This window comes from Pseudomonas sp. PD9R (assembly GCF_019200975.1).
Lineage (GTDB): Bacteria > Pseudomonadota > Gammaproteobacteria > Pseudomonadales > Pseudomonadaceae > Aquipseudomonas.
This window is the reverse complement of the sequence record NZ_JAHTMR010000007.1, coordinates 37199-61552: the sequence shown is the minus strand read 5'-3', so window position 1 is coordinate 61552 and position 24354 is coordinate 37199. Positions and strand designations below refer to the sequence as shown.

The following is a 24354-nucleotide window of genomic DNA, read 5'->3' as shown; positions in this document are numbered from 1 at the left end:
CTCTCAGTCAGGTTGAAATAATTAGAGATGCAGTTTGCCTGAGAGTTGAATCGATGTCAGGCGATGGGACCGCGCGGGTAGCGTTTGAGCTTCTCGATCAGCTCGGAGCCCGGGATCGGTTGGTCGAACAGATAGCCCTGGCCAACGTCGCAACGGTGGCGACGCAGGAAGGCCAGTTGTGCGGCCGTCTCGATGCCTTCAGCCACGACCTTGAGTTTGAGGTTATGGGCCATGGCGATCACCGCGGAGGTGATCTCCATGTCGTCCTGGTTGTCCGGGATTTCGTGAATGAAGCTTCGGTCGATCTTGATGATATCGATCGGGAATTTTTTCAAGTAACTGAGCGAGGAATAGCCGGTGCCGAAGTCGTCCATGGCCAGGGTCAGGCCCAGGCGCTTGAGTTGGTCGAGTTGCAGGTGGGTGTCTTCAGTGGCCTCCAGCAGCAGGCCCTCCGTTAACTCAAGCTCCAGCAGGTGGGCTGGCAGCGCTTCTTCCTTGAGGATGGTGGCGATGGAAGCCACCAGGTCCGGGTCGGAAAACTGTTTGGGTGACAGGTTGATTGCCACCTGAAGATTGCCCAGCCCTGCGGCGGTCAGCTCTTTGCTCTTGCGGCAAGCCTGGCGAGCGATCCATTTACCGATGGGAATGATCAGGCCGGTTTCTTCGGCAACGCTGATGAACTGGTCCGGGCGGATCATGCCTTTTTCCGGGTGATCCCAGCGCAGCAGCGCTTCCATGCCCAGCAGGCGACCACTGCGCAGGCACAGCTTGGGCTGGTAGAACACGTCGAGTTCGTTCTGGGTCAGGGCGCGGCGCAGGTTGTTCTCCACGAACAGCTTGTAGCTGGCCTCGGCGTTCAGCGCTTCGGTGAACACTTGGACCTGATGTTTGCCGTTGGCCTTGGCTTTGTGCAGCGCCAGGCCGGCGTTGCGCATCAGGGTTTGCGGGTCTCGCCCGTGCAACGGCGCGCACGCCAGGCCAACGGAGCCGGTGACGCTGATCAACTGGTTGTCGACGAACATCGGTTTGTCGAGGGTCGCCAGCAGTTGATTGGCCACTTGCTGGCCCACCGAGAGGTCGCTGTTGTCCAGTAATACGGCGAATTCGTTACTGGCAAAACGCGCCAGGCTGCCGCTGGGGATCAGGCTGTTGCGCAGGCGTCGGGCCAGGCTGATCAACAGTTTGTCACCGGTCTGGTGACCGAGGCTGTCGTTGATCCGCTTGAAGTTGTCGATGTCCACCAGCAACAGGCAAATCGGCGTATCGCTGTCTCGGGCGAAGCGTTCATCCAGGTTGCGGATAAATGCCGGACGGTTACCCAGGTTCGTCAGATTGTCGGTGTAGGCCAGGCGCTCGATACGTTGCTGGGCGAGCTTGGTCTGGGTGATGTCTTCGTAGATGCCGATGTAATGCGTCAGTTCGCGGTTGTCGCCATAGACTTTGGAAATCGACAACTGACCCCAGTAGGGTTCGAGGTTTTTGCGACGACTCTTGAATTCACCTTGCCAGCTGTTGCTCTTGGCCAGCGCGGAAGGGGCGTCGAACAGCAGCTCACTGAGGTTTTCCAGCGCCGGCAGTTCCGACAGGCGCTGGCCGTGGACTTCTTCGGTGCTGTATTGGGTGATCGCCGTAAAGCTCGGGTTGACGTACTCCACGACGCCGTCGCAATTGACCAGCAAAAAGGCGTTGGCACTTTGCTCGACCGCACGCTGGAACAGGTGCAGGGCGCTGGTGGCGGTACGTCGGTTGTGGTTACTGATGACTTGGGCGAACTGATCCGCCAGTTCGCCGGCAAAGGCGATTTCGTCCGACTGCCAGGCGCGGGTGGCGCCGGTTTGCTCCAGGCACAGCACGCCGACCACTTGGCCGTCGACGCGGATGCTGGCGTCGAGCATCGCGTTGACATCGCGAGGGCGCAGGCTTTCGGCCATGTCCCGGGTGCGCGGGTCACGTATGGCGTTGTGGGCGTCGATGGCGCGGCCGGTGTGCAAGGCGTCGAGGTAGTCGGGAAAGCCGCTGACGTCGATGGGCTCCGGCAGCAGGTATTCCCCGTCGGCGCGGTGATAGGCCGAGATCGGCACCAGCATCGGGCCTTCAAGATTCCATAGGCTGGCGGAGTCGATCTCGTAGATATCACAGGCGCTGCGGGTAATCAGTTCGGCGGCTTCTTGCAGTGAATTATTGCTGCTGTAGCGCTGGCGGGTGAGTAGCAGAATCAAGTCCTGCTGGGCGCGCACCCGTTCCAGATGCTGCAGTTGTTCCTGTTGGGCGATCTGGTTCAGTTCCAGGGCGATCTGCAGGCGCGAGTTCTGCGTTTCCAGGTCGAGCGCCGGCAGCAGCGGATCGTCATCGAACAAGCCATCGATCACCAGCAGGTAACCGCGCAGCAGGTGTCTATTGTGTTGCTTGTAGGGTTCGCCCATTTCCAGCAGGTTGAGCGAGCCTGAGGCGGTGTGCAGGGTGTAGCGAATCAGGTAATGCGAGTGTTCGGTCAGTTGATGCTGCACCGCATCGTGCAGTTGATAGCGCGCTTCGGGCTCCATCAGGCTGGCGTAGGGTGAGCCGACCAGAGCACACAGCTCCATGGCCGGCAGGCCGAACTGGCGTTCGCAATTGGGATCAAGAAACAGCAGCGCCCAGCTTGGCTCATTAAGCCGTTCGAAACGCAGCATGCCGAGCCGCGAGGGCACAGGCAACTGCGTCACTACCTCGGCCACCATACGGCTGGCGGCATCGGGTTGGCTTTTCATGGAGGGAAACTCGCTTCGAATTTGCTGAACGCGCCGGGCTCTCGCCCTCTTAACTGTTGTCTGCGGCAAGGTTGCATCATTGCGACACCGACTGACAAGAGACATGAAGGCCAAGTGCTATAAGAATATGTCGGCAGGAGGGAAGATTTCTCCAGTTAATGAAAAAAGTAATGCTATTTACGGAAAAGATCGCAACAGCGGCAGGATCTACGCTGCTTCTGTAGGAGCTGCCGAAGGCTGCGATCTTTTGATTTTAATGCAACGCAATGCTGATCGATTGCAGCAGGCTGCCATCCCGATCGTGATACCTCACTTGAATCTGCTGTGCGTCGACGACCAGATGAGCAAAATTATCCTGGCTCACCACCTCACTCGTCAGCTCATGCCGGTAATCACCCGCAGCAGTGCGCGCCAGCGGTTGATCGAGGATGAACGTGGAGGCCTTGGCATAAGGCAGCAGTTTGCTGTTGCACAACGGTGACGAGACGATGGTGTGGACTTCGAAATCCGGGTTTTCGCTGTGGCTCAGGCGGCTGGTCAGTGAACCGTGGACATCGCCGGAGATGAAGATGACATTCTTGATGCCGTTAGTACGAATAGTCTCCAGCAACCGTAGCCGTTGTTCGGGAAAGGCTTTCCATGCGTCGTCGCCCAAGCGTTGGCGGTCGGGGTAGAACATGACGCTGGTGACGACGAATTTGACCCGGGCCGGGCTGTTGATCAGCCATTTACACAGGGCCTGTTCCTGCTCGTTGTCGAGGATGCGCCGGTCGTTGGCCGAGAGATTGCGTCGGGTGCGGCTATCGGTGACAAACCATTCGATGTCACCGTTGCTGAACTGATACCAATATTGTTTTAACGGATGACTTATTTGCCCAAGGGAATTCAGTGAATGAGCCGGGCTGTGACTGGCTTGATATAACTCATAGGCCGCGATGGCGTTTTTATATAAGTGGTTGTCGACTTTGCTTTTATTGGCGGGCCAATTGTCTTCAATTTCATGGTCGTCGAGGATCATGTAAGTCGGCGTGCCAGACATTAACTTTGAAATATTGGGTTGAGAAAACGCCGTGCGGTATTTGGCGAGTATTTCCTTGTACTCCCGATCCGGCGCAATAAAGTTAAGGTCATCGACATAGACTTGATCGCCGGTCATCAACAGGGCGCTGAGCGGTGGCTCGGCGTGCTGTGCCAGATTTGAGATTGAGGCGAAGATTCGGTCGCCCAGGTGCGGGGCCGATGGCACGCCGGCGGTCATACGCAGGTAACGGCATGAACCGACGATGTAGGCCCGTGATATCTGGGGTTTGCTGGACTGTGTGCGCAGGGGGTAGAGGTCCCGAGGCCATTGCAGCGGCAATTCCTGCACGGTGTCCGTGGTGTGCACCGGGCTCATGGGGCTGAACCAGCCGGCCTGGTATTCGTACTCGGTGTCGGCGGCAAGGTCGTGGAGAACAATCACATCCGACATGTCGCGCGAGGCCTCAAGTTGGGTAAATACACCTTTGTTCCAGTGCTCGTCACCGCTCTTTCGATAACGAATACCTGCAAATACCAACGTGTCTTTTTTCCATTCTCCGCGTAAGAAAATGCGGGCATGGTCAGTTGTAGTGTGGCCAATAATTGGGCCGACTGTAGGTTTCAACATATTCGAGTCCATTCGAAATAATAGTGGCTAAGTTGTTGCTGTAATAAATCTATTTATAGCGGTTGAACTAAGGCTAGTGGTTTGGTTGGAAAAAATACCGGGCTGAAGTCGACTCGCGTTGTGGCCGATGTAAGCCGCGAATGTAGGAAGGGTGTTTTCTTGAGGGCAAAAAAAGCCCCGCCAAATTGGCGGGGTTGAGGTACGAGCGTGGCGCTCGGAAAACGTGAAACGCGGCAGGCCCCCCGGTGAAGGAGGGCCGGCCGGTGTTACAGCAGAATGGTGCGGATGTCCGCCAGCAGGCTGCTCAGGCGCTGGGTGAAGCGTGCAGCAGCAGCGCCGTTGATCACACGGTGATCGTAGGACAGCGACAGCGGCAGCATCAGTTTCGGCTGGAAGGCTTTGCCGTCCCAGACTGGCTGGATGGTTGCCTTGGAAACACCGAGGATCGCCACTTCCGGCGCGTTGACGATCGGCGTGAAGCCGGTGCCGCCAATGTGGCCGAGGCTGGAAATGGTGAAGCAGGCGCCTTGCATGTCGTCAGCGGTGAGCTTTTTGTCGCGGGCTTTGGCGGCCAGCGCAGCGGCTTCGGCTGCCAGTTGCAACAGGCTCTTCTGATCGACGTTCTTGATGACCGGTACCAGCAGGCCTTCAGGGGTGTCGACCGCGAAGCCGATGTTCACGTACTTCTTGCGGATGATCGCTTTGCCGCTTGGCGCCAGCGAACTGTTGAAGTCCGGCAGTTCCTTGAGCAGATGCGCGCAGGATTTAAGCAGCAGCGGCAGGATGGTCAGTTTGACGCCGGCCTTCTCTGCAACGGCTTTTTGAGCGATACGGAACGCTTCCAGCTCGGTAATATCAGCCGAATCGAACTGAGTCACGTGCGGGATGTTCAGCCAGCTGCGGTGCAGGCTCGACGCGCCGATTTGCATCAGGCGGGTCATCGGCACTTCTTCGGTTTCACCGAAGCGGCTGAAGTCCACGACCGGAATTGGCGGAATGCCCGCGCCGCTGGTTGCGCCAGCAGCAGCGGCCGGTGCTTCCTTGGCTTTCTGCATCATGGCTTTGACGTAAACCTGCACGTCTTCTTTCAGGATGCGACCGTGCGGACCGCTGGCGCCGACGGCGTTCAGCTCGACGCCGAATTCACGGGCCAGTTGGCGTACTGCCGGGCCCGCGTGAACCTTGGCACCAGGCTTGGCTGGAGCCGCGACGGGTGCGGCAGCAGGTGCAGCAGGTGCCGCTGCAGCCGGTGCGGCAGCAGCAGGAGCGCTCGGTGCAGCAGCGGCAGGTGCCGAAGCAGCAGCCGGGGCGGCACCTTTGACTTTCAGCTTGAGGATCAGGTCGCCAGTGCCAACTTCGTCGTCGAGCTTGATGGAAACGCTTTCCACCACGCCAGCGGCAGGCGATGGAATTTCCATGCTCGCCTTGTCGGATTCCAGGGTGATCAGCGACTGGTCGGCTTCAACGGTGTCGCCGGCCTTGACCAGGACTTCGATGATCTTGGCCTTGCCCGACGAACCGATGTCCGGAACGTGGATATCCTGAACGCTGTCGGCAACCGGAGCAGCAGCGGCAGCCGGAGCCGGCGCCGGCGCAGCAGCCTGAGCTGGCGCGGCAGCAGCCGGTGCCGCAGCACCCGCCACTTCCAGATCCAGAATCAGGTCGCCAGTACCGACTTCGTCGTTGAGCTTGACGCTGATGGCTTTCACCACGCCAGCGGCTGGCGACGGGATTTCCATGCTGGCCTTGTCGGACTCCAGGGTGATCAGCGATTGATCAGCCTCGACGGTGTCGCCGACCTTGACCTGGATCTCGATGATCTGGGCCTTGCCCGACGAGCCGATGTCCGGCACGTGCACTTGCTGAACCGAAGCTGCGGCAGGCGCGGCGGCCGGTGCAGCTGCTGCCGGAGCAGGAGCGGCAGCCGGTTTCGCTTCAGCCTTGGCAGCCGGCGCGGCAGCCGCAGGGGCCGCAGCAGCGGCACCTTCGACTTCCAGCTCCAGCAGTTCGTCGCCTTCTTTCAGGCGGTCGCCCAGCTTCACTTTCAGGCTCTTGATGATGCCGGCCTTCGGCGCAGGCACTTCCATGCTCGCCTTGTCCGATTCCAGCGTCAGGATGCTCTGGTCGGCTTCGATACGGTCGCCGACCTTCACAAACAGTTCAATTACTTCACCTTCACCGCTGCCGATGTCAGGTACGCGAATGAGTTCGCTCACAGAATCTCTCCTCAGCAGTCCAGTGGGTTGCGTTTTTCCGGGTTGATACCGAACTTGGCGATGGCTTCAGCCACAACCTTGGGTTCGATGTCACCACGGTCAGCCAGTGCTTCCAGGGCTGCCAACACCACGAAATGACGGTCGACTTCGAAGAAATGACGCAGTTTCTTGCGGCTGTCGCTGCGACCGAAGCCGTCGGTGCCCAGGACTTTGAATTCCTTGGACGGTACCCACTGACGGATTTGCTCGGCGAACAGTTTCATGTAGTCGGTAGAAGCGATCACCGGACCTTTACGGCCGTTCAGGCACTCTTCCACGTAGCTCAGCTTAGGCTTCTGGCCAGGGTGCAGACGGTTGGTGCGCTCAACGGCCAGGCCGTCGCGACGCAGTTCGTTGAAGCTGGTAACGCTCCATACGTCGGCGCCGACGTTGAACTGTTCACGCAAGATTTTCGCTGCTTCACGGACTTCACGCAGGATGGTGCCGGAGCCCATCAGCTGAACGTGGTGCGCCGCTTCGCGGGTGTCTTCTTCGAGCAGGTACATGCCCTTGATGATGCCTTCCTCGGCACCGGCCGGCATGGCTGGCTGCTGGTAGGACTCGTTCATCACGGTGATGTAGTAGAAGACGTCCTGTTGCTCTTCGGTCATCTTCTTCATGCCGTCCTGAATGATCACCGCCAGCTCGTAGCCGTAGGTTGGGTCAAAGGTGCGGCAGTTCGGGATGGTGGCAGCCAGGATGTGGCTGTGACCGTCTTCGTGCTGCAGGCCTTCACCGTTCAGGGTGGTACGGCCGGCGGTGCCGCCGATCAGGAAGCCGCGGGTACGGCTGTCGCCGGCAGCCCAGGCCAGATCGCCGATACGCTGGAAGCCGAACATCGAGTAGAAGATGTAGAACGGCAGCATTGGCTGGTTGTGGCTGGAGTACGAAGTACCGGCAGCGATGAAGGAGCTCATGGCGCCCGCTTCGTTGATGCCTTCTTCGAGGATCTGGCCCTTTTTGTCTTCCTTGTAGAACATCACCTGGTCTTTATCGACTGGCTCGTAGAGCTGGCCGACAGAGGAGTAGATGCCCAACTGACGGAACATGCCTTCCATACCGAAGGTACGGGCTTCGTCCGGGATGATCGGAACGATGCGCGGGCCGATTTCCTTGTCCTTGACCAGTTGCGCCAGGATGCGCACGAAAGCCATGGTGGTGGAGATTTCACGGTCGCCCGAGCCGTCGAGGATCGCTTTGAGCGTATCCAGCGGTGGAGTCGGAACGCTGAAGCTCTGCGCGCGACGCTGTGGCACGAAACCGCCCAGTGCAGTACGACGCTCGCTCAGGTAGCGGGCTTCGGCGCTGTTTGGCTCTGGCTTGAAGAACGGCAGGTTTTCCAGCTCTTCGTCTTTGACCGGAATGTCGAAACGATCGCGGAACAGCTTCAGGCTTTCAACGTCAACCTTCTTGGTGTTGTGCGCGGTGTTCTTCGCTTCGCCGGCACCGGTGCCATAACCCTTGATGGTCTTGGCCAGGATGACGGTCGGTTGATTCTTGTGGTTGACCGCCTGGTGGTACGCCGCGTAGACCTTGTACGGGTCGTGGCCACCACGGTTGAGCTTCCAGATTTCGTCGTCGGACAGGTCTGCAACCATCGCCTTGAGTTCTGGCGAGTTGAAGAAGTGTTCACGTACGAACGCGCCGTCTTTGGCTTTGTAGTTCTGGTATTCGCCGTCGATGACTTCGTCCATGCGGCGTTGCAGGATGCCGTCGACGTCTTTGGCCAGCAGTGGGTCCCAGAAACGGCCCCAGATAACTTTGCTCACGTTCCATTGAGCACCACGGAACACGCCTTCGAGTTCCTGGATGATCTTGCCGTTGCCGCGAACCGGGCCGTCGAGGCGCTGCAGGTTGCAGTTGATGACGAAGATCAGGTTGTCGAGCTTCTCGCGGCCAGCCAGCGAGATCGCGCCCAGGGATTCCGGCTCGTCGCACTCGCCGTCACCCAGGAAGCACCAGACTTTTTGCTTGCCTTGCGGAATGAAGCCACGGGCTTCCAGGTATTTCATGAAGCGTGCCTGGTAGATCGCCTGGATCGGGCCCAGACCCATGGATACTGTCGGGAACTGCCAGAAGTCAGGCATCAGCCATGGGTGCGGGTAGGACGACAGGCCCTGACCGTCGACTTCCTGGCGGAAGTTGTTCATCTGGTCTTCGGTGATGCGACCTTCCATGAACGCGCGGGCGTAAACGCCTGGCGAGGTGTGGCCCTGGAAGTAGATCAGGTCGCCGCCGTGTTCGTCGGTCGGGGCCTGGAAGAAGTAGTTGAAGCCGATGTCATACAGGGTCGCACTGGAAGCGAAGCTGGAGATGTGACCACCGAGGTCAGAATCTTTCAGGTTCGTACGCATTACCATGGCCATCGCGTTCCAGCGTACCAACGAGCGAATGCGGCGTTCCATGAACAGGTCGCCAGGCATGCGTGCTTCGTGGGTTACCGGGATGGTGTTGCGGTAAGGCGTGGTGATGGCGTAAGGCAACTGCGAACCGCTGCGGGTTGCGAGTTCACCCATACGGGTCATCAGATAGTGAGCACGGTCTTCGCCTTCTTTGTCGAGAACCGATTCCAGGGCGTCCAGCCATTCCTGGGTTTCGACGGGATCGAGGTCTTGCATGGCTTGCTCCAGGGCGGAAAGGCTACCAGAATCGGTTGCCTGAGTTAGCGACTGGCCTTGTGGGCAGACGTTATGAATTCTTGGATTGCCGATAGGTTGTTCCGGCGGTGTGTAGTTTTACTACAAATCATCCGGCATTTCAGCCTTACTAATGTATATACGAGTAGTAAAACTACAGATGAGCGGCTTGTGGCCCATGGCTGCGTTGTGAGAATAATCGTTAAGGTTGGTCTTTTGCCAACCAGAAAAGGTGAAAGCTTGATGTTAGCTGCCAAAAAAAAAGAATTTTCAGCTATTTCTAACTTTTGTTCGACAGTCCTCCGGGTAGTGCTTTTGCAAGATTCACTACATACAGGTCAATACACGCCGATCAAGGATAGACCATGAGCCTCCCTTCGCTTGCCGAACTGCCCCCCATTCTTCTGCCGTTTGTCACCCGCGCCGAGCAGTCGTTCCGTGCCGCCGTTGCCGAGTTGGACGACGACCATGGCCTGTCAGCCTGGACGCCTGAGCGCTGGGCACAATTGGCCCGTGTGACCGCTGCCAGCGACTTCGTGACCGAGCAAACCGTACGCGACCCGTTGATGTTGCTGGAGCTGGTGCGGTCCGGTGAACTGGACCGCAACTTCGCCCCCGGCGAATTGTGTGCGCAGATTGCCGCGGCGGTGAGCGCTGCCGAAACCGACGACGCACTCGGCCGTGCCTTGCGCCGCCAGCGCGCGCGGCATCAAGTGCGGATCATCTGGCGCGACCTCACCCGTCAGGTTGATCTGGTCCAGACTTGCCGCGACCTCTCGGACATGGCCGATGCCAGCATCGATCAGGCCTATCGGTGGTTGTATTCACGGCACTGCCAGCAGTTCGGCGTGCCAACCGGTCGACGCAGCGGCGAGCCGCAGCAGATGGTCGTCCTCGGCATGGGCAAGCTCGGCGCGGTGGAACTCAACCTGTCGTCGGACATCGACCTGATTTTCGCCTACCCCGAAGGTGGCGAAACCGTCGGCGTAAAACGTCCGCTGGATAACCAGGAATTCTTCATCCGTCTCGGCCAGCGCCTGATCAAGGCCCTGGACCCGATGACCGTCGATGGTTTTGTGTTCCGCGTCGACATGCGCCTGCGCCCTTACGGTTCGGCCGGCGCGCTGGTGCTGAGCTTCAATGCGCTTGAGCAGTATTACCAGGATCAAGGCCGCGACTGGGAACGCTACGCGATGATCAAGTCGCGAGTGGTGGCCGGCGATCAAGTGGCCGGCGCGCAACTGCAAGACATGCTGCGGCCGTTCGTTTATCGGCGTTATCTGGATTTCTCGGCGATCGAAGCACTGCGCACCATGAAGCAGCTGATTCAGCAGGAAGTCCGGCGCAAGGGCATGGCCGACAACATCAAGCTTGGTTCGGGCGGCATTCGCGAAGTGGAATTTATCGCCCAGGCCTTCCAGCTGATTCACGGCGGTCGCGACCTGAGCTTGCAACAGCGACCGCTATTAAAGGTACTGAGCACGCTCGAAGGGCAGGGCTATCTGCCGCCGGCGGTGATCAGTGAGCTGCGCGAAGGCTACGAATTCCTGCGTTACACCGAGCATGCGATCCAGGCGATTGCCGACCGCCAGACTCAGATGCTGCCTGACGGCGCTCAGGATCAGGCGCGCATTGCCTTTATGTTGGGTTTCGCCGATTGGTCGGCGTTTCATGAACAATTGATGTACTGGCGCGGCCGCGTGGCCTGGCACTTCGGTCAGGTGATCGCCGACCCTGATGAAGAAGAAGGCACCGAAAGCGAAGTGGTGGTGGGCGGTGAGTGGTTGCCGCTGTGGGAAGAAGCTCAGGATGAGGAGGCCGCTTGCCGGCAGTTGCAAGAAGGCGGTTTCACCGATGCCACCAAGGCCCTGAAAGCCTTGGCCAGCCTGCGCATCAGCCCGCAGTTACGCGCCATGCAGCGCCTGGGGCGCGAACGTCTCGATGCATTTATTCCACGTTTGTTGGCACAAGCGGTAGAGCACGCCAATCCGGATTTGGTGCTGGAGCGGGTGCTGCCATTGGTGGAAGCCGTGGCCCGACGCTCCGCGTACCTGGTGTTGTTGACCGAAAACCCCGGCGCGTTGCGACGCTTGCTGACGCTGTGCGCGGCGAGCCCGTGGATCGCCGAGCAAATCACCCGTTTCCCATTGCTGCTCGACGAATTGCTCAATGAAGGCCGGCTGTTCAAGCCACCCTTGGCGCCAGAACTGGCCGCCGAGTTGCGCGAGCGTCTGACGCGCATTCCCGAGGATGACCTGGAACAGCAAATGGAAGCCTTGCGGCATTTCAAGCTGGCGCACCGCTTGCGTGTTGCTGCCTCGGAAATCGCCGGCAGCTTGCCGCTGATGAAAGTCAGCGATTACCTGACCTGGCTTGCCGAAGCGATTCTGGAACAAGTGCTGGCGCTGGCCTGGCGTCAGACCGTGGCCAAGTACGGCACGCCGCTTCGCACTGACGGCACCCTGTGCGATCCCGGCTTCATTATTGTCGGTTACGGGAAAGTCGGCGGCCTGGAACTGGGGCATGGTTCGGACCTGGATCTGGTGTTCATCCATGACGGCGATCCGCAGGCGGAAACCGACGGGCCGAAACCTATCGATGGCGCGCAATTTTTCACCCGGCTCGGACAGCGGATCATTCACTTGCTCACGGCGCAGACCAACTCCGGTCAGTTGTATGAAGTGGACATGCGGCTGCGACCGTCCGGTGCGTCGGGGTTGTTGGTGAGTTCGCTGGGGGCATTTTCCCGTTATCAGGAGAACGAAGCCTGGACCTGGGAGCATCAGGCGCTGGTGCGGGCGCGGGTGCTGGTGGGCAGCGAAGATGTCGGTCGCGCGTTCGAGCAGGTGCGCGCGGCGATCCTGGGCAAGGCACGGGATCTGCCGACCTTGCGCCAGGAGGTCAGCGAGATGCGCGCCAAAATGCGCGATAACCTTGGCAGCAAGGGCACTGCCGCCGGCACCGGGGCAAATGCCTTCGAGGCCACGGCGCCGTTCGATCTCAAGCAGGACGCCGGAGGTATCGTCGATATTGAATTTATGGTGCAATACGCGGCCCTGGCGTGGTCCGAAACACACCCGCCATTGCTACGCTGGACGGATAACATCCGCATTCTGGAAGAGCTGGAACACGAAGGGCTGATGCCTGCCGAAGATGCCAGCCTGTTGCGTGAAGCCTATAAAGCTTACCGCTCCGCCGCTCACCGGCAGGCCTTGCAGAAGGACGCCGGGGTGATCCCGGGCGACCAGTTCGCGGACGAACGGCGACAGGTCATGCGGATCTGGCGTGAGCTGGGGCTAAGCTGAAGCCGGATTTTTGAAACGCTGAGTACCCTGTGGGAGCGTGGCTTGCCCGCGATAGCGGAGTGTCAGTCACCATCATTGTCGGATGTGACGGCCTCATCGCGGGCAAGCCACGCTCCCACAGGGATTAGTGGTGATTTGTAGGTTGAGGCACCAATACCCAATGTGGGAGCGAGCTTGCTCGCGATAGCGGAGTGACAGTCGACAGCAATGTTGAAGGTGATGACCCATCGCAAGCGTGCGTTGCCCCCGCAGAGATTCTCGAGGCGGGGAGGCGTAGGCCTCCCCGGTTCGTTTTTGGAAACCACATGAAAATTCTGATCGTTGGGCCCAGTTGGGTCGGTGACATGGTGATGGCGCAGACACTGTTTCAGTGTCTCAAGCAACGCCACCCGCAATGCGAAATCGACGTACTGGCCCCCGAGTGGAGCCGGCCGATTCTTGAGCGCATGCCCGAAGTCCGCCAGGCCTTGAGCTTCCCGCTCGGCCATGGCGCACTGGAGCTGGCAACGCGTCGGCGCATCGGTAAATCCCTGGCTGGCCAGTACGACCAGGCGATCCTGCTACCCAATTCCCTGAAGTCGGCATTGGTGCCGTTCTTTGCCGGCATTCCCAAGCGCACCGGTTGGCGTGGTGAGTTCCGTTACGGCCTGCTCAATGACGTGCGTACGCTGGACAAAGAACGTTACCCGCTGATGATCGAGCGCTTCATGGCCCTGGCGTATGAGCCCGGTTCTGAATTGCCGACACCTTACCCGCGCCCAAGCCTGCAGATCGACCCGGTGACCCGCGAAGCCGCGCTGGCCAAGTTCGGTCTGGCGCTGGATCGCCCGGTATTGGCGCTGTGCCCCGGCGCCGAGTTTGGCGAGTCCAAGCGCTGGCCGTCCGAGCACTACGCCAAGGTCGCCGAAGCGAAGATCCGCGAAGGCTGGCAAGTCTGGCTGTTCGGTTCGAAAAACGATCACGCCGTGGGCGAAGACATCCGCTCTCGGTTGATCCCCGGTTTGCGTGAAGAGTCGGTGAACCTCAGTGGCGGTACCTCGCTGGCCGAGGCTATCGACCTGTTGTCCTGCGCCGACTCGGTGGTGTCCAACGATTCCGGCCTGATGCACGTTGCCGCCGCACTGAATCGCCCGCTGGTGGCGGTCTACGGCTCGACGTCGCCAGGTTTCACGCCGCCGCTGGCCGAGCACGTGGAGATCGTGCGACTGGGCATCGAATGCAGTCCATGCTTCGACCGCACGTGCCGCTTCGGCCATTACAACTGCTTGCGCCAACTGATGCCGCAAGCAGTGAACGAAGCCTTGCAGCGGTTGCAAGGCACTGTGGTCGAGGTCAAATAGTTTGCGGGTACTGCTGATCAAGACTTCATCGCTGGGCGACGTGATTCACGCGCTGCCAGCGCTGACTGACGCGGCGCGGGCGATTCCCGGCATCAAGTTCGACTGGGTGGTGGAAGAAGGCTTCGCCGAAATCCCGAAGTGGCACCCGGCGGTGGGCAAGGTGATTCCCGTGGCGATCCGTCGCTGGCGCAAGAACATCTGGCAAACCATCAAGAGTGGCGAGTGGAAGCGCTTCAAGCAAAGCGTTCGCGCGACCAAATATGATTTGGTCATCGATGCCCAGGGTTTGCTGAAAAGTGCGTTGCTGACCCGCTATGTCAAAGCACCGGTTGCCGGGCTCGACAAGCACTCCGCTCGCGAACCGATTGCCGCACGCTTTTATTCCCGGCGACTGGCCGTGGCCCGTGGACAGCACGCGGTGGAGCGGGTGCGTCAGCTGTTCGCCGTCGCCTTGGGTTATGACTTGCCCAAAGGTCTGGGCGATTACGGTCTGAGCGTCGAGCGTCTGGTGGAATTGCCGCGCAGGAACCCTTATGTGCTGTTTCTGCACGGCACCACCTGGGACACCAAACACTGGCCGGAAGCCTATTGGCGCGAACTGGCCGAGCGTGTCGGTTACCTCGGTGTCGGCGTGAAGTTGCCGTGGGGCAACCCGATCGAGAAGGCCCGCGCCGAACGCATCGCCAAAGACATGAAGCACGTTGAAGTACTGCCCAAGCTGAATCTGGCGGGCGTCGGCAAAGTGCTGGCCAGCGCGGCAGCCTGCGTCGCGGTGGACACGGGCCTCGGTCACTTGGCGGCGGCGCTGGATGTACCGACCTTGTCGCTTTTCGGCCCGACCAATCCCGGCCTGACGGGCGCTTACGGCAAGTCGCAGATTCATCTGGCCAGCGATTTCCCCTGCGCGCCCTGCCTGCAAAAGAAATGCACCTATCAACCGACGGCCGAAGATGCCCGCCGGTTCGACCTGAAACGCGAGTGGCCACTGTGCTTCACGCGTTTGAATCCAGAGCGTGTCGCGACTCGACTGAGCACTTTGTTACTGGCTGAGGAGCTGCGCTGATGCAATTGGCATTTGTCCTGTACAAATATTTTCCCTTCGGTGGCTTGCAGCGCGACTTCATGCGCATTGCCCTGGAATGCCAAAAGCGTGGGCACCAGATCCGTGTCTATACGCTGATCTGGGAAGGCGATGTACCGCCGGGCTTCGAAGTGCTGGTGGCGCCGGTCAAGGCGTTCTTCAACCATCGTCGCAACGAGAAACTCAGTGAGTGGATGGAAGCGGACCTGGCCAAGCGTCCGGTCGATCGCCTGATCGGCTTCAACAAGATGCCGGGCCTGGACGTCTACTACGCCGCCGACGGCTGTTTTGAAGACAAGGCGCAAAACCTGCGTAATTCGCTGTACCGTCGTTGGGGCCGCTATCGCCACTTCGCCGAGTATGAGCGCGCGGTGTTCGCCAAGGACGCCAAAACCGAAGTGCTGATGATTTCCGAAGTGCAACAGCCGTTGTTCATCAAGCATTACGACACGCCGCTAAAACGCTTCCATTTGCTGCCTCCGGGCATTGCCCAGGACCGTCGCCGGCCACCGGATGCGGACGAAATTCGTGCCGGGTTCCGCGCTGAATTCAACCTGAAGGACGATGAATTGCTGCTGGTGCAGATCGGCTCCGGGTTCAAGACCAAAGGCGTGGACCGCAGCCTCAAGGCACTGGCGGCATTGCCCGCTGATCTGAAGAAGCGCACCCGGCTGTTTGTAATTGGCCAGGACGACCCCAAGTTATTCCAGATGCAGAGCGCCACATTGGGGCTTGGCGATAACGTGACGTTCCTCAAGGGGCGCAGCGATATCCCGCGCTTCCTGCTCGGCGCCGACCTGTTGATCCACCCGGCCTACAACGAAAACACCGGTACTGTGCTGCTTGAAGCGTTGGTGGCCGGTTTGCCGGTGCTGGTAAGTGCGGTTTGCGGTTACGCGCATTACATTGCCGAGGCCGATGCTGGCCTGGTGCTGGATGAGCCGTTCGAACAGGCGCAATTGACGCAATATCTGACCGGCATGTTGAACGACGCTCAAGCACGGGCGGCCTGGAGCCGCAACGGTCTGGCTTACGCCGAGACGGCCGACCTCTATAGCATGCCGCAACACGCGGCTGATGTGATTCTGGCGGAGCACGCTGAATGAAGTTGATGCTGGCTGAACCCTTCAAGAGCCTTTGGGATGGGCGCGATCCGTTCGCCGAAGTCGAGGGGCTGCAAGGCGAGGTGTACCGCGAACTTGAAGCTCGCCGTACCTTGCGCACTGAAGTGGATGGCAACGGGTTTTTCGTGAAAATTCACCGCGGCATCGGCTGGGGCGAGATCTTCAAGAACCTGCTCACCGCCAAGCTGCCGGTACTCGGCGCGGGTCAGGAGTGGAAGGCGATTCAGCGTCTGCAGGAAGTCGGCGTGCCGACCATGACCGCCGTGGCCTACGGTGAGAAGGGCAGTAATCCGGCGGATCAGCACTCGTTCATCGTCACCGAAGAACTGGCACCGACGGTCAGTCTCGAAGACTTCAGCATCGATTGGCTCAAAAATCCGCCGGATCCCAAGCTCAAACGCGCGCTGATCGCCGAAGTGGCGCGCATGACCGGCATGATGCACCGCGCCGGGGTCAACCATCGCGACTGCTACATTTGCCACTTCCTGCTGCACACCGACAAACCGGTGACGGCTGATGAATTCAAGCTTTCTGTGATCGATTTGCACCGGGCTCAGACCCGTCCGGCGATCACCCAGCGCTGGCGTAACAAGGATCTGGCAGCGCTGTACTTTTCGGCCCTGGACATCGGCCTGACCCAGCGCGACAAAATGCGTTTTCTCAAGGGCTACTTCCAGCAGCCGCTGCGGCAAATTCTCGCCGAGGAAGCCGGATTGCTGTCCTGGCTCGAAGGCAAGGCCAACAAGCTCTACGATCGTAAGCAGCGATACGGAGATGCGCTCTGATGGCGGGTTGGACACTGGAGCCTGCTTACAGCGATCTGGCAGAAGATTTTGGCAGTCTTGAAGCCGTGTTTGCGCTTGAGGGCGAACGCTTGACCCGTGATCCGCTGTCCGAGGTCATTCGCGTTCAGCGCAATGGCGTCAACTATTACGTCAAACGCTACGTCGGCGCGGGCAAAGGCCTGCGCCGCTACCTCGGCAAACCGAGGGTGAAAATGGAATGGCAGAACCTAAAACGCTTTGCCAAATGGGGCATTCCCACCGCTGAAGTGGTGGCCTGGGGCCTGGAGCGTCGGGGGGCGGCCTACGATCGCGGGGCGATGATCACGCGTGAACTGCCGCATACCGAAGACTTGTCAGCACTGGCTGACCGTCATGATCCGAAGCTTGCGGATCGCGTCTGGGTCGACAACGTAAGCCGCCAGTTGGCCGGCTACACCCGAACCATGCACGATCATCGTTTTACCCATAACGACTTGAAGTGGCGCAATTTGCTGATCGACGATCAGGCCAGACTGTTCCTGATCGACTGCCCCAACGGTGATTTCTGGCGCGGTTTCTGGCTCAAGTACCGCATCACCAAGGACCTGGCATGTCTCGACAAGGTCGCCAAGTATCATCTGTCGGCCACCCAGCGCTTGCGCTTTTACCTGCAATACCGCCAACGGACCCGGCTCAACGCCGCCGACAAAAAACGGATCCGGCACGTGGTGAGATTTTTCGAGGGACGCGAATGACTGATTTCCTGGCTGCCGAAGACCGTGCGCTGCTTGAACGCCATGGTCTTGGCACTTTCGATGCGCTCTGGACTCGGCAACTCGATGCCGTGGATGAACCCAACGCCGTTCGCGGTGGCTGGAGCAGTGTGTTTCGACTGGATCTGGAAGGTCATGGCTTCTACCTCAAGCGCCAGAGCAACTACTTGATGCATACCCTGTATGCGCCGTTTGGCGAGCCAAGTTTTGCCCGCGAATTTCGCAGTATCAGCCGCTATGAAAAGCTCGATATTCCGGCGCTCAAAGCGGTGTTCTTCGGTCAGCGCAAAGTCGGTGGCGAAGTCCGGGCGATTCTGCTGACGCGCGCGCTGGACGGCTGGGATGATCTGGACTCGCTGCTGCAGCGTTGGTCGGATCTCAGCGAGGCGCAACACTCAGCCATCCTGCGTGCCTGCGGGCAACTGGCGCGGCTGCTGCACAGTCGGCGTCAGGTGCACGGCTGCTTTTATCCCAAACACATATTTCTTCGGGCCACTGGCGACGGCTATGAGGCTCAACTGATCGACCTGGAAAAGACCCGGGCGTTGCTGTTCGGTCAGCGTGATCGGGTCAAGGATCTGGAGCCGTTGCTGCGTCGGGCGCCGGAGTGGAGCGAGGCACAGTTGCGCGAAATGTTGGCGGCTTATCTGGATCAATCGCAGGACAGTTCGCTGATCGACAGCTGGCTGGCGCGTTTGACTGCGCGGCGCGGCCACAAGGAGAAACGCTGATGCGTTTGTCCGAACTTAGAAACGCTGGCCGTAGCCCGAGCCTGCCGCTGAGCCTTTCGCTGGCCGATGCTGCCGGGCCAGCCGATTTGCAACTGCTGAGCCTGTTGCGGGTGCTGCCTGGGCAGCGTTATGTCGGTGCCGGTGTCTGGCGCGGCCGTCCGGTGTTGGCCAAGTTGCTGGTCGGCAGTAAAGCGGCGCGGCATTTTCAGCGTGAGCGTGATGGCGTGCGATTGCTGGCCGATCAGGGCCTGACCACCCCGAAACTGTTGGTAGATGGCTTGAAGGACGGCGAAGGTGGCTGGCTGCTGTTCGAGTTCATCGAAGGCGCCGAAAGCCTGGGCGATACCTGGAAACAGGTCGAACACTTACCGGTGCTGGCGGATATGCAGGGGGCCGTATTGGCGGAGGCGTTGGGCGCCATTGGCCAAATGCACCGCAAAGGCCTGTGGCAAGAAGACCTGCACCTGGACAACCTGTTGCGCCAGGGCAATCGGCTTTATTTGATCGATGGCGGCGGGATCTGCAGCGAAACGCCAGGCCAGCCGTTGTCGCGGCAAAAAGTCCTGGAAAATCTCGGTGTGTTTTTTGCCCAGTTGCCCAAGTCGCTGGAGCCGTTCACCGAAGAATTGCTGGTGTACTACTTGTTAAGCAACGGTGAGCACGCCTTGCCCATGGAGGCGTTGCAGAAGCAGATCGACAAGGTCCGCAACTGGCGTCTCAAAGACTTCCTGATCAAGGTCGGTCGCGAATGCACGCTGTTCAGCGTCCAGCGCGGCGCATTCGGGTTGCAGGCTATTCGTCGCGAGGAAGAAGTGGCAATGATGCCGGTGTTGGCGCAGGCCGATGCCTTGCTCGATCAGGGCCATCTGTACAAGACGGGCGGCGCGGCGAGCGTCGGCAAGGTCGAGGTGGATGGTCGTGCTCTGGTGATCAAGCGCTACAACATCAAAGGCTTCGCTCATTGGCTCAAACGCTTCTGGCGCCCGAGCCGTGCCTGGCATTCATGGCGTGAAGGCAATCGCCTGGCATTCCTCGGTATCGCCACGCCCAAGCCGCTGGCATTACTGGAAAAACGTTTTCTCTGGTTGCGCGGCCGGGCTTATCTGGTCACCGAGTACCTGCCGGGGCCGGATATCATCGAACGCTTTGCGCCTTACGTTGAAGGCGGCGACGCGCCCGAAGTGGAGCTGGCGGCGCTGGATCACTTGTTTGCCGAGCTGATTCGTTTACGCATCAGCCATGGCGATTTCAAGGGCCACAACTTGTTCTGGCAGGATGATCGTTGGGCGCTGATTGACCTTGATTCGATGTGTCAGCACAGCTCGCCCGGCAGCTTTGGTCCGGCGTATGCGCGGGATCGAGCGAGGTTCATGCGGAACTGGCCGGAGAGTTGCGCTCTCTATCAAGTCATCGACCAGCGACTTCCCAAAGATACCTCTGGCGCTGTCTGAACCGGACCTTCGGTCCTATCGCGAGCAAGCTCGCTCCCACAGTGTCTTAGTGTCGAACGCATGATTCATTGTGTGCGAGCTTGCTCGCGAACGGGCCGGAGCAGCCGGCCGAGATTGCGGACAAGTTTTTATGAACCGTCCTACGCGATCTTCGGAAGCCATGAACTGTGGCCCGATTCACCCCGATGCTAGTTTGCCCTGACGTTCTCGGAGGGCGGACTTTGACAATCAAAACTGCAGTGGCATCAGGTGCTATCACACTGGCGTTGACGGGGTGTGGAACCGTCGCAACGGTTTTACAGGATGAGGCGGAGGCGGCCCAGGGGCTTCGAAGGCAAAAGACCTACTGCCAGTCCATTCCCAGGATCTACAGCGGCCTGGCCTACGATTTTTGCGCATTGAACGCACCGCCCGATCCCACGGGAATCCTCGTGCCGCTGGTTTTGCTGGATCTGGCCCTTTCTGGTGCACTGGATACCGTGGTCTTGCCATACACCGTTTACCGGCAGGGAATGGATGGCAATATCCGCATTTACTGGCGGCCCGCGCGTGGCTAAGTAACGCAAGGGCATCGCCAGCTCGTCTTTCAGCTTGTGGCTTGCAGCTAGAGGCTTACCACTGCTTTTACGCTATAATCCCGCCCTTTAGCTGTCTCTCGCCCCTTGCGAGGGCACATTAATTTTTGAGGCGCGTTGCGCCTGCATGCAGACTAAAGAGGCTAGACCCCTGTGGCATTGACGATTCTTGGCCTGTCCGGCGCCCTTAGCCATGATCCTTCCGCAGCCTTGTACATCGACGGCAAGCTGGTCGCGGCGGCGGAAGAAGAGCGCTTCGTACGCGATAAACATGCAAAGAACCGCATGCCCTACGAATCGGCGAAGTTCTGCCTGGAGCAGGCCGGCATCAAGCCGTCCGACGTTGACGTGGTCGCGATCCCGTTCGCGCCGATCAGCCTGTTCGGCAAAGCCCGCTGGCATTACGCCAAGCGTTACTGGTACGCCCCGGACCGCGCCCTCGATGCAATCCTGATGGGCAACCGTCGTTACAAGCGCTATCGCAACAAGATCGTCTGGTGCCTTGAGCAACTGGGTTTCGACCCGAAGAAAATCAAGATCGAGCCGGTCGAGCATCACCTGGCCCACGCCTCCAGCGCCTATCACTGCTCCGGTTTCAAAGAAAAAACCGCGATCCTGGGGATCGATGGCAAGGGCGAGTACGCCACGACGTTCTTCGGTTATGGCGAAAACGGCAAGATCCACAAGATCAAGGAATTCTTCGACCCGGACTCCCTCGGTGGCCTGTATGGCGCAATCACCGAGTTTCTCGGTTTCGAGATGCTCGACGGTGAATTCAAGGTCATGGGCATGGCGCCGTACGGCGACGCCAGCAAGTACGACTTCTCGCGCCTGGCTTCTTTCGAAAACGGCGAACTGGTGATCAACACCGATTACGCCAACGTCATCGGCCTGCGTCGCTACAAAGAGAAGGGCAAAGGTTTCTACTTCTCGCCGAAGCTGATCGAGTGGCTGGGTCCGAAGCGCGAAGGCGACATCGCCGACGAACCCTACATTCATTACGCCGCGAGCATGCAAGCGCTGTTCGAAAAGATCTCGCTGCAAATGATCGATCACTATCTGGGCGACGTGCTCAAGGAAACCGGCAAGCTGGCCTTCGCCGGCGGCTGCGCGTTGAACGTCAAGCTGAACCAGAAAATCATCGCTCGCGACGATATCAAAGAACTGTTCGTGCAACCTGCGTCCGGCGATGCCGGCACCGCAGTCGGCGCTGCGGCTTATGTATCCCACGCCCGTGGCGTGCCGGTCGAGAAGATGGAACACGTCTACCTCGGCCCTGAGTACAGCAACGAAGATGTGATCGCCGCCTGCGCCCGTCATGGCGACAAGCCGAAATGGCGCAAGCTCGACAACATGCCGGAGCAGATCGCCAAGATCATGGTCGATGGCAACCCGGTGGCCTGGTTCCAGGGCCGCATGGAGTTCGGTCCGCGCGCACTGGGTGGTCGTTCGATCATCGGTTGCCCGAGCATCCCTGGCGTAGCCGACCGCATCAACCACCAGATCAAGTTCCGCGAGCGCTGGAGGCCTTTCTGCCCGTCGATGCTCGACACCGTGGCGCCGCAAATGATCAAGATCGATCACCCGGCCCCGTTCATGACCTTCACCTTCGAAGTGGCTGAAGAGTGGAAGACCCGCGTGCCGGAAGTCGTTCACGAAGACGGCACTTCCCGTGCCCAAGTGCTCAAGCGCGAATACAACCCGCGCTACTACGACATGATGAAAGCGCTAGAAGTCTTGACCGGCAACGGCGTGTCGTTGAACACCTCGCTCAACCGTCGCGGCGAGCCGATGATCTGCTCGCCGACGGACGCCTTGAACATGTTCTTCGGTTCCGATCTACAGTATCTGATCATGGAAGACATCCTGGTCGTCAAAGAGGGCGCGAACGCATATGACACGCTCGGCTGAACGCCATGTGTTGCAGTTCTGTCACGGCTATGACGGGCCGTTTCTGGACTGCGCCCGGCAGTACGCCAGCCTGTTCGCGGGGACCGGTTATCGCGTGACCACGGTGTTTCTGACCGGGGTCGCCGACGCCGAAGTCGCCGCGTCTTGCGCCTCCGATGAAGTGTTGTTCATGGAATACAGCTCCAAGGCCATTCGTGGCCTGAAGCTGGGCGCCATCGGCGATCTGCGCAAGATCGCCGCTTCACGCAACTTCAGTTTCTGTATCGCCCATCGCTTCAAGCCGATCTATATCGCCTTGCTTGGAACCTCGTTGCCGGTGATTGGCGTGCATCACGCGTTTGACGATTACAAACGCGGCAGCCGTAAACTCTTCGCGAATATTTTCCGCAAGCGCTTGAGCCTGCTCGGGGTATCCGATGCGGTGCGCGATGACATGCGTCAATGTCTGCCCAAATGGCCGGCGGCGCGGATTCGGACACTCTATAACCGTATCGACGTGGATGCCTTGCAGGACAGCCAGGTGTCAGCGCGCGAGGCCCGTGAAATTCTCGGCCTGCCAGCGGATGCCTGGATTGTCGGTAACGTCGGTCGGCTGCATCCGGACAAGGATCAGGCCACATTGCTGGACGGTTTCGCCACGGCGCTGCCCGGTTTGCCGGCCAACAGCCAACTCGTGATCCTCGGTAGTGGTCGTCTGGAACAGGACCTCAAGGCTCAAGCCCGAGAGCTGGGGATTGGCGACCGCGTGCTGTTCCTCGGCCAGGTGCCAGAGGCGCGGCGGTATTTTCGCGCCTTCGACGTGTTCGCCCTGAGCTCCGATCACGAACCGTTCGGCATGGTGCTGCTCGAAGCCATGGCCGCGGGTGTGCCATTGCTCGCCACCGCTTGTGGCGGTGCGAAGGAAGTCGTCGAAGGCGTGGGCATTCTGTTCCCGCTGGGCGATGCCGAACACCTGGCGCAAGGGCTGCAACATCTGGCCGCGATGGACGAGCAGCAACGCCAGCAGTGTGCCGAGATGATGCTCGATCGCCTGCGTGAGCGCTTCTCCGACCGTGCGGTACGCGATACTTTCTGGCATTTGCCGCACGTAATCGAACTGGCACCGAGGGGCTGATGCTCAACCGATTTCAAGGCTGGCGCGAACGTGGCTGGTCGGTAGCCGACGCCTCGACTTACGCCGAGACCTGGCAGCGTTATGGCGGCAGCGTCGCGACTCATCCGATGGTGGTCGAGCGCCTGGCGCAACTGGCGGATATTCCGGTGCGCTACCTGGCCTGGGAGCAAAACGGCGAAGTCAAAGCGGCGATTCCGACCTGGGGGCGCGACCTTGCACTGTCCAAGGATGTGCTCAAGCGCAATGGCAAAAAAGGTCTGTTCGACCTCGGCAATGCCGAGATCATTCTGCCCGCCGCTGCCGATGCCCAGGCACCGTTGCGTCATCGCGGTCGTTATTTGTCGGCGCTGAACGAAAGTCGTTTCACCGGCATCAAGTTGCAGGCCGAGCAACTGGCTATGGCCCGCACCCCCGAAGAACTGTCAAAGAAGTTTCGCTACAACCAGCGCCGTGAACTCAGGTTGCTGGAAGAAGCGGGCGGGGTGGTGCGAGCTGTATCCGATTTTTCCAGTGTTGAACTGGCGGCAATCTATTGCGACCTGTTCCAGCGCCGCTGGGGTTTCCCGGCGACCGGCGCCGAGCGCATGGCCGAAGTCATCGAGTTGTTGCGCGAATTGCTCATGGGTTCAGTGATTTTTCTCAACGATGCGCCGATTGCAATTCAGCTGGTGTACCGCGTCGAGACGCCGCAATGGATCAGCGTCGAGTACATCAATGGCGGCGTCGACCCCGAAACCCGCGAATTCAGCCCCGGCAGTGTGCTGAGTTTTCTCAATACCCAAAGTGCCTGGGAGCATGCCCGGGCGCTGGACAAGCCCTTGCGTTTTTCCTTCGGCCGCGCCGATCGGGAATACAAGGATCGCTGGTGCAACCCAGTACCGGTCTTCACCGTATGA

16 protein-coding genes are annotated in these 24354 nt (G+C 59.7%); 12 read left to right on the top strand and 4 right to left on the bottom strand.

The window, feature by feature from the left end; genetic code table 11:
* Positions 1 to 56: 56 nt before the first annotated feature.
* From KUF73_RS15565 to aceE, 4 genes are all read right to left on the bottom strand, one after another.
* On the bottom strand, positions 57 to 2750 hold the full coding sequence (locus KUF73_RS15565; protein ID WP_218438959.1) for a bifunctional diguanylate cyclase/phosphodiesterase: 2694 nt from the start codon (positions 2748 to 2750) through the stop codon (positions 57 to 59).
* Positions 2751 to 3003: 253 nt separating this feature from the next.
* The gene (locus KUF73_RS15560; protein ID WP_218438958.1) at positions 3004 to 4398 is read right to left on the bottom strand and encodes an alkaline phosphatase D family protein; all 1395 of its coding nucleotides are present in this window, start codon (positions 4396 to 4398) and stop codon (positions 3004 to 3006) included.
* A gap of 266 nt (positions 4399 to 4664) precedes the next feature.
* Positions 4665 to 6614, bottom strand: coding sequence for a dihydrolipoyllysine-residue acetyltransferase (aceF, locus tag KUF73_RS15555; protein WP_218438957.1), 1950 nt, complete (start codon positions 6612 to 6614; stop codon positions 4665 to 4667).
* 11 nt (positions 6615 to 6625) lie between these two features.
* The gene (gene aceE, locus KUF73_RS15550; RefSeq protein WP_218438956.1) at positions 6626 to 9271 is read right to left on the bottom strand and encodes a pyruvate dehydrogenase (acetyl-transferring), homodimeric type; all 2646 of its coding nucleotides are present in this window, start codon (positions 9269 to 9271) and stop codon (positions 6626 to 6628) included.
* A gap of 383 nt (positions 9272 to 9654) precedes the next feature.
* On the opposite strand from aceE, the gene glnE reads away from it, so the two are divergent.
* The 12 genes from glnE to KUF73_RS15490 all read left to right on the top strand — a co-directional run bounded on the left by glnE (position 9655) and on the right by KUF73_RS15490 (position 24354).
* Complete coding sequence (gene glnE / locus KUF73_RS15545; protein WP_218438955.1) at positions 9655 to 12594, top strand: bifunctional [glutamate--ammonia ligase]-adenylyl-L-tyrosine phosphorylase/[glutamate--ammonia-ligase] adenylyltransferase; 2940 nt, start codon at positions 9655 to 9657, stop codon at positions 12592 to 12594.
* 305 nt (positions 12595 to 12899) lie between these two features.
* Complete coding sequence (waaF, locus tag KUF73_RS15540) at positions 12900 to 13934, top strand: lipopolysaccharide heptosyltransferase II (protein ID WP_218438954.1); 1035 nt, start codon at positions 12900 to 12902, stop codon at positions 13932 to 13934.
* A gap of 1 nt (position 13935) precedes the next feature.
* On the top strand, positions 13936 to 14997 hold the full coding sequence (gene waaC, locus KUF73_RS15535; protein WP_218438953.1) for a lipopolysaccharide heptosyltransferase I: 1062 nt from the start codon (positions 13936 to 13938) through the stop codon (positions 14995 to 14997).
* A complete protein-coding gene (locus tag KUF73_RS15530; RefSeq protein ID WP_218438952.1) occupies positions 14997 to 16121 on the top strand; it encodes a glycosyltransferase family 4 protein in 1125 nt (374 codons plus the stop codon). Before waaC ends, KUF73_RS15530 begins: the two co-directional genes overlap by 1 nt.
* A complete protein-coding gene (rfaP, locus tag KUF73_RS15525; RefSeq protein ID WP_218438951.1) occupies positions 16118 to 16924 on the top strand; it encodes a lipopolysaccharide core heptose(I) kinase RfaP in 807 nt (268 codons plus the stop codon). The genes KUF73_RS15530 and rfaP overlap by 4 nt, the downstream gene beginning before the upstream one ends.
* Entirely contained in the window at positions 16924 to 17658 is a 735-nt protein-coding gene (locus tag KUF73_RS15520) for a lipopolysaccharide kinase InaA family protein (protein WP_218438950.1), read from the top strand. The genes rfaP and KUF73_RS15520 overlap by 1 nt, the downstream gene beginning before the upstream one ends.
* Positions 17655 to 18407, top strand: coding sequence for a lipopolysaccharide kinase InaA family protein (locus tag KUF73_RS15515; RefSeq protein ID WP_218438949.1), 753 nt, complete (start codon positions 17655 to 17657; stop codon positions 18405 to 18407). The genes KUF73_RS15520 and KUF73_RS15515 overlap by 4 nt, the downstream gene beginning before the upstream one ends.
* Positions 18407 to 19858 carry a lipopolysaccharide kinase InaA family protein gene (locus KUF73_RS15510; protein ID WP_218438948.1) on the top strand — a complete coding sequence of 484 codons (1452 nt, stop codon included), beginning with the start codon at positions 18407 to 18409 and terminating at the stop codon, positions 19856 to 19858. Before KUF73_RS15515 ends, KUF73_RS15510 begins: the two co-directional genes overlap by 1 nt.
* A 221-nt stretch (positions 19859 to 20079) precedes the next feature.
* Positions 20080 to 20415, top strand: a complete 336-nt coding sequence (locus KUF73_RS15505; RefSeq protein WP_256345649.1) for a YceK/YidQ family lipoprotein — start codon at positions 20080 to 20082, stop codon at positions 20413 to 20415.
* Between the two features lie 171 nt (positions 20416 to 20586).
* Positions 20587 to 22344, top strand: coding sequence for a carbamoyltransferase (locus KUF73_RS15500; protein ID WP_218438947.1), 1758 nt, complete (start codon positions 20587 to 20589; stop codon positions 22342 to 22344).
* On the top strand, positions 22328 to 23458 hold the full coding sequence (locus KUF73_RS15495) for a glycosyltransferase (RefSeq protein WP_218438946.1): 1131 nt from the start codon (positions 22328 to 22330) through the stop codon (positions 23456 to 23458). The genes KUF73_RS15500 and KUF73_RS15495 overlap by 17 nt, the downstream gene beginning before the upstream one ends.
* Positions 23458 to 24354 carry an antimicrobial resistance protein Mig-14 gene (locus tag KUF73_RS15490; protein ID WP_218438945.1) on the top strand — a complete coding sequence of 299 codons (897 nt, stop codon included), beginning with the start codon at positions 23458 to 23460 and terminating at the stop codon, positions 24352 to 24354. Before KUF73_RS15495 ends, KUF73_RS15490 begins: the two co-directional genes overlap by 1 nt.

What these genes read in the sequence shown, in the direction of transcription:
- KUF73_RS15565 (WP_218438959.1), bottom strand. Translation starts at nt 2,750, where the DNA reads ATGAAAAGCCAACCCGATGCCGCCAGCCGTATGGTGGCCGAGGTAGTG.
- KUF73_RS15560 (WP_218438958.1), bottom strand. Translation starts at nt 4,398, where the DNA reads ATGTTGAAACCTACAGTCGGCCCAATTATTGGCCACACTACAACTGAC.
- aceE (WP_218438956.1), bottom strand. Translation starts at nt 9,271, where the DNA reads ATGCAAGACCTCGATCCCGTCGAAACCCAGGAATGGCTGGACGCCCTG.
- glnE (WP_218438955.1), top strand. Translation starts at nt 9,655, where the DNA reads ATGAGCCTCCCTTCGCTTGCCGAACTGCCCCCCATTCTTCTGCCGTTT.
- waaF (WP_218438954.1), top strand. Translation starts at nt 12,900, where the DNA reads ATGAAAATTCTGATCGTTGGGCCCAGTTGGGTCGGTGACATGGTGATG.
- KUF73_RS15530 (WP_218438952.1), top strand. Translation starts at nt 14,997, where the DNA reads ATGCAATTGGCATTTGTCCTGTACAAATATTTTCCCTTCGGTGGCTTG.
- rfaP (WP_218438951.1), top strand. Translation starts at nt 16,118, where the DNA reads ATGAAGTTGATGCTGGCTGAACCCTTCAAGAGCCTTTGGGATGGGCGC.
- KUF73_RS15520 (WP_218438950.1), top strand. Translation starts at nt 16,924, where the DNA reads ATGGCGGGTTGGACACTGGAGCCTGCTTACAGCGATCTGGCAGAAGAT.
- KUF73_RS15515 (WP_218438949.1), top strand. Translation starts at nt 17,655, where the DNA reads ATGACTGATTTCCTGGCTGCCGAAGACCGTGCGCTGCTTGAACGCCAT.
- KUF73_RS15510 (WP_218438948.1), top strand. Translation starts at nt 18,407, where the DNA reads ATGCGTTTGTCCGAACTTAGAAACGCTGGCCGTAGCCCGAGCCTGCCG.
- KUF73_RS15495 (WP_218438946.1), top strand. Translation starts at nt 22,328, where the DNA reads ATGACACGCTCGGCTGAACGCCATGTGTTGCAGTTCTGTCACGGCTAT.
- KUF73_RS15490 (WP_218438945.1), top strand. Translation starts at nt 23,458, where the DNA reads ATGCTCAACCGATTTCAAGGCTGGCGCGAACGTGGCTGGTCGGTAGCC.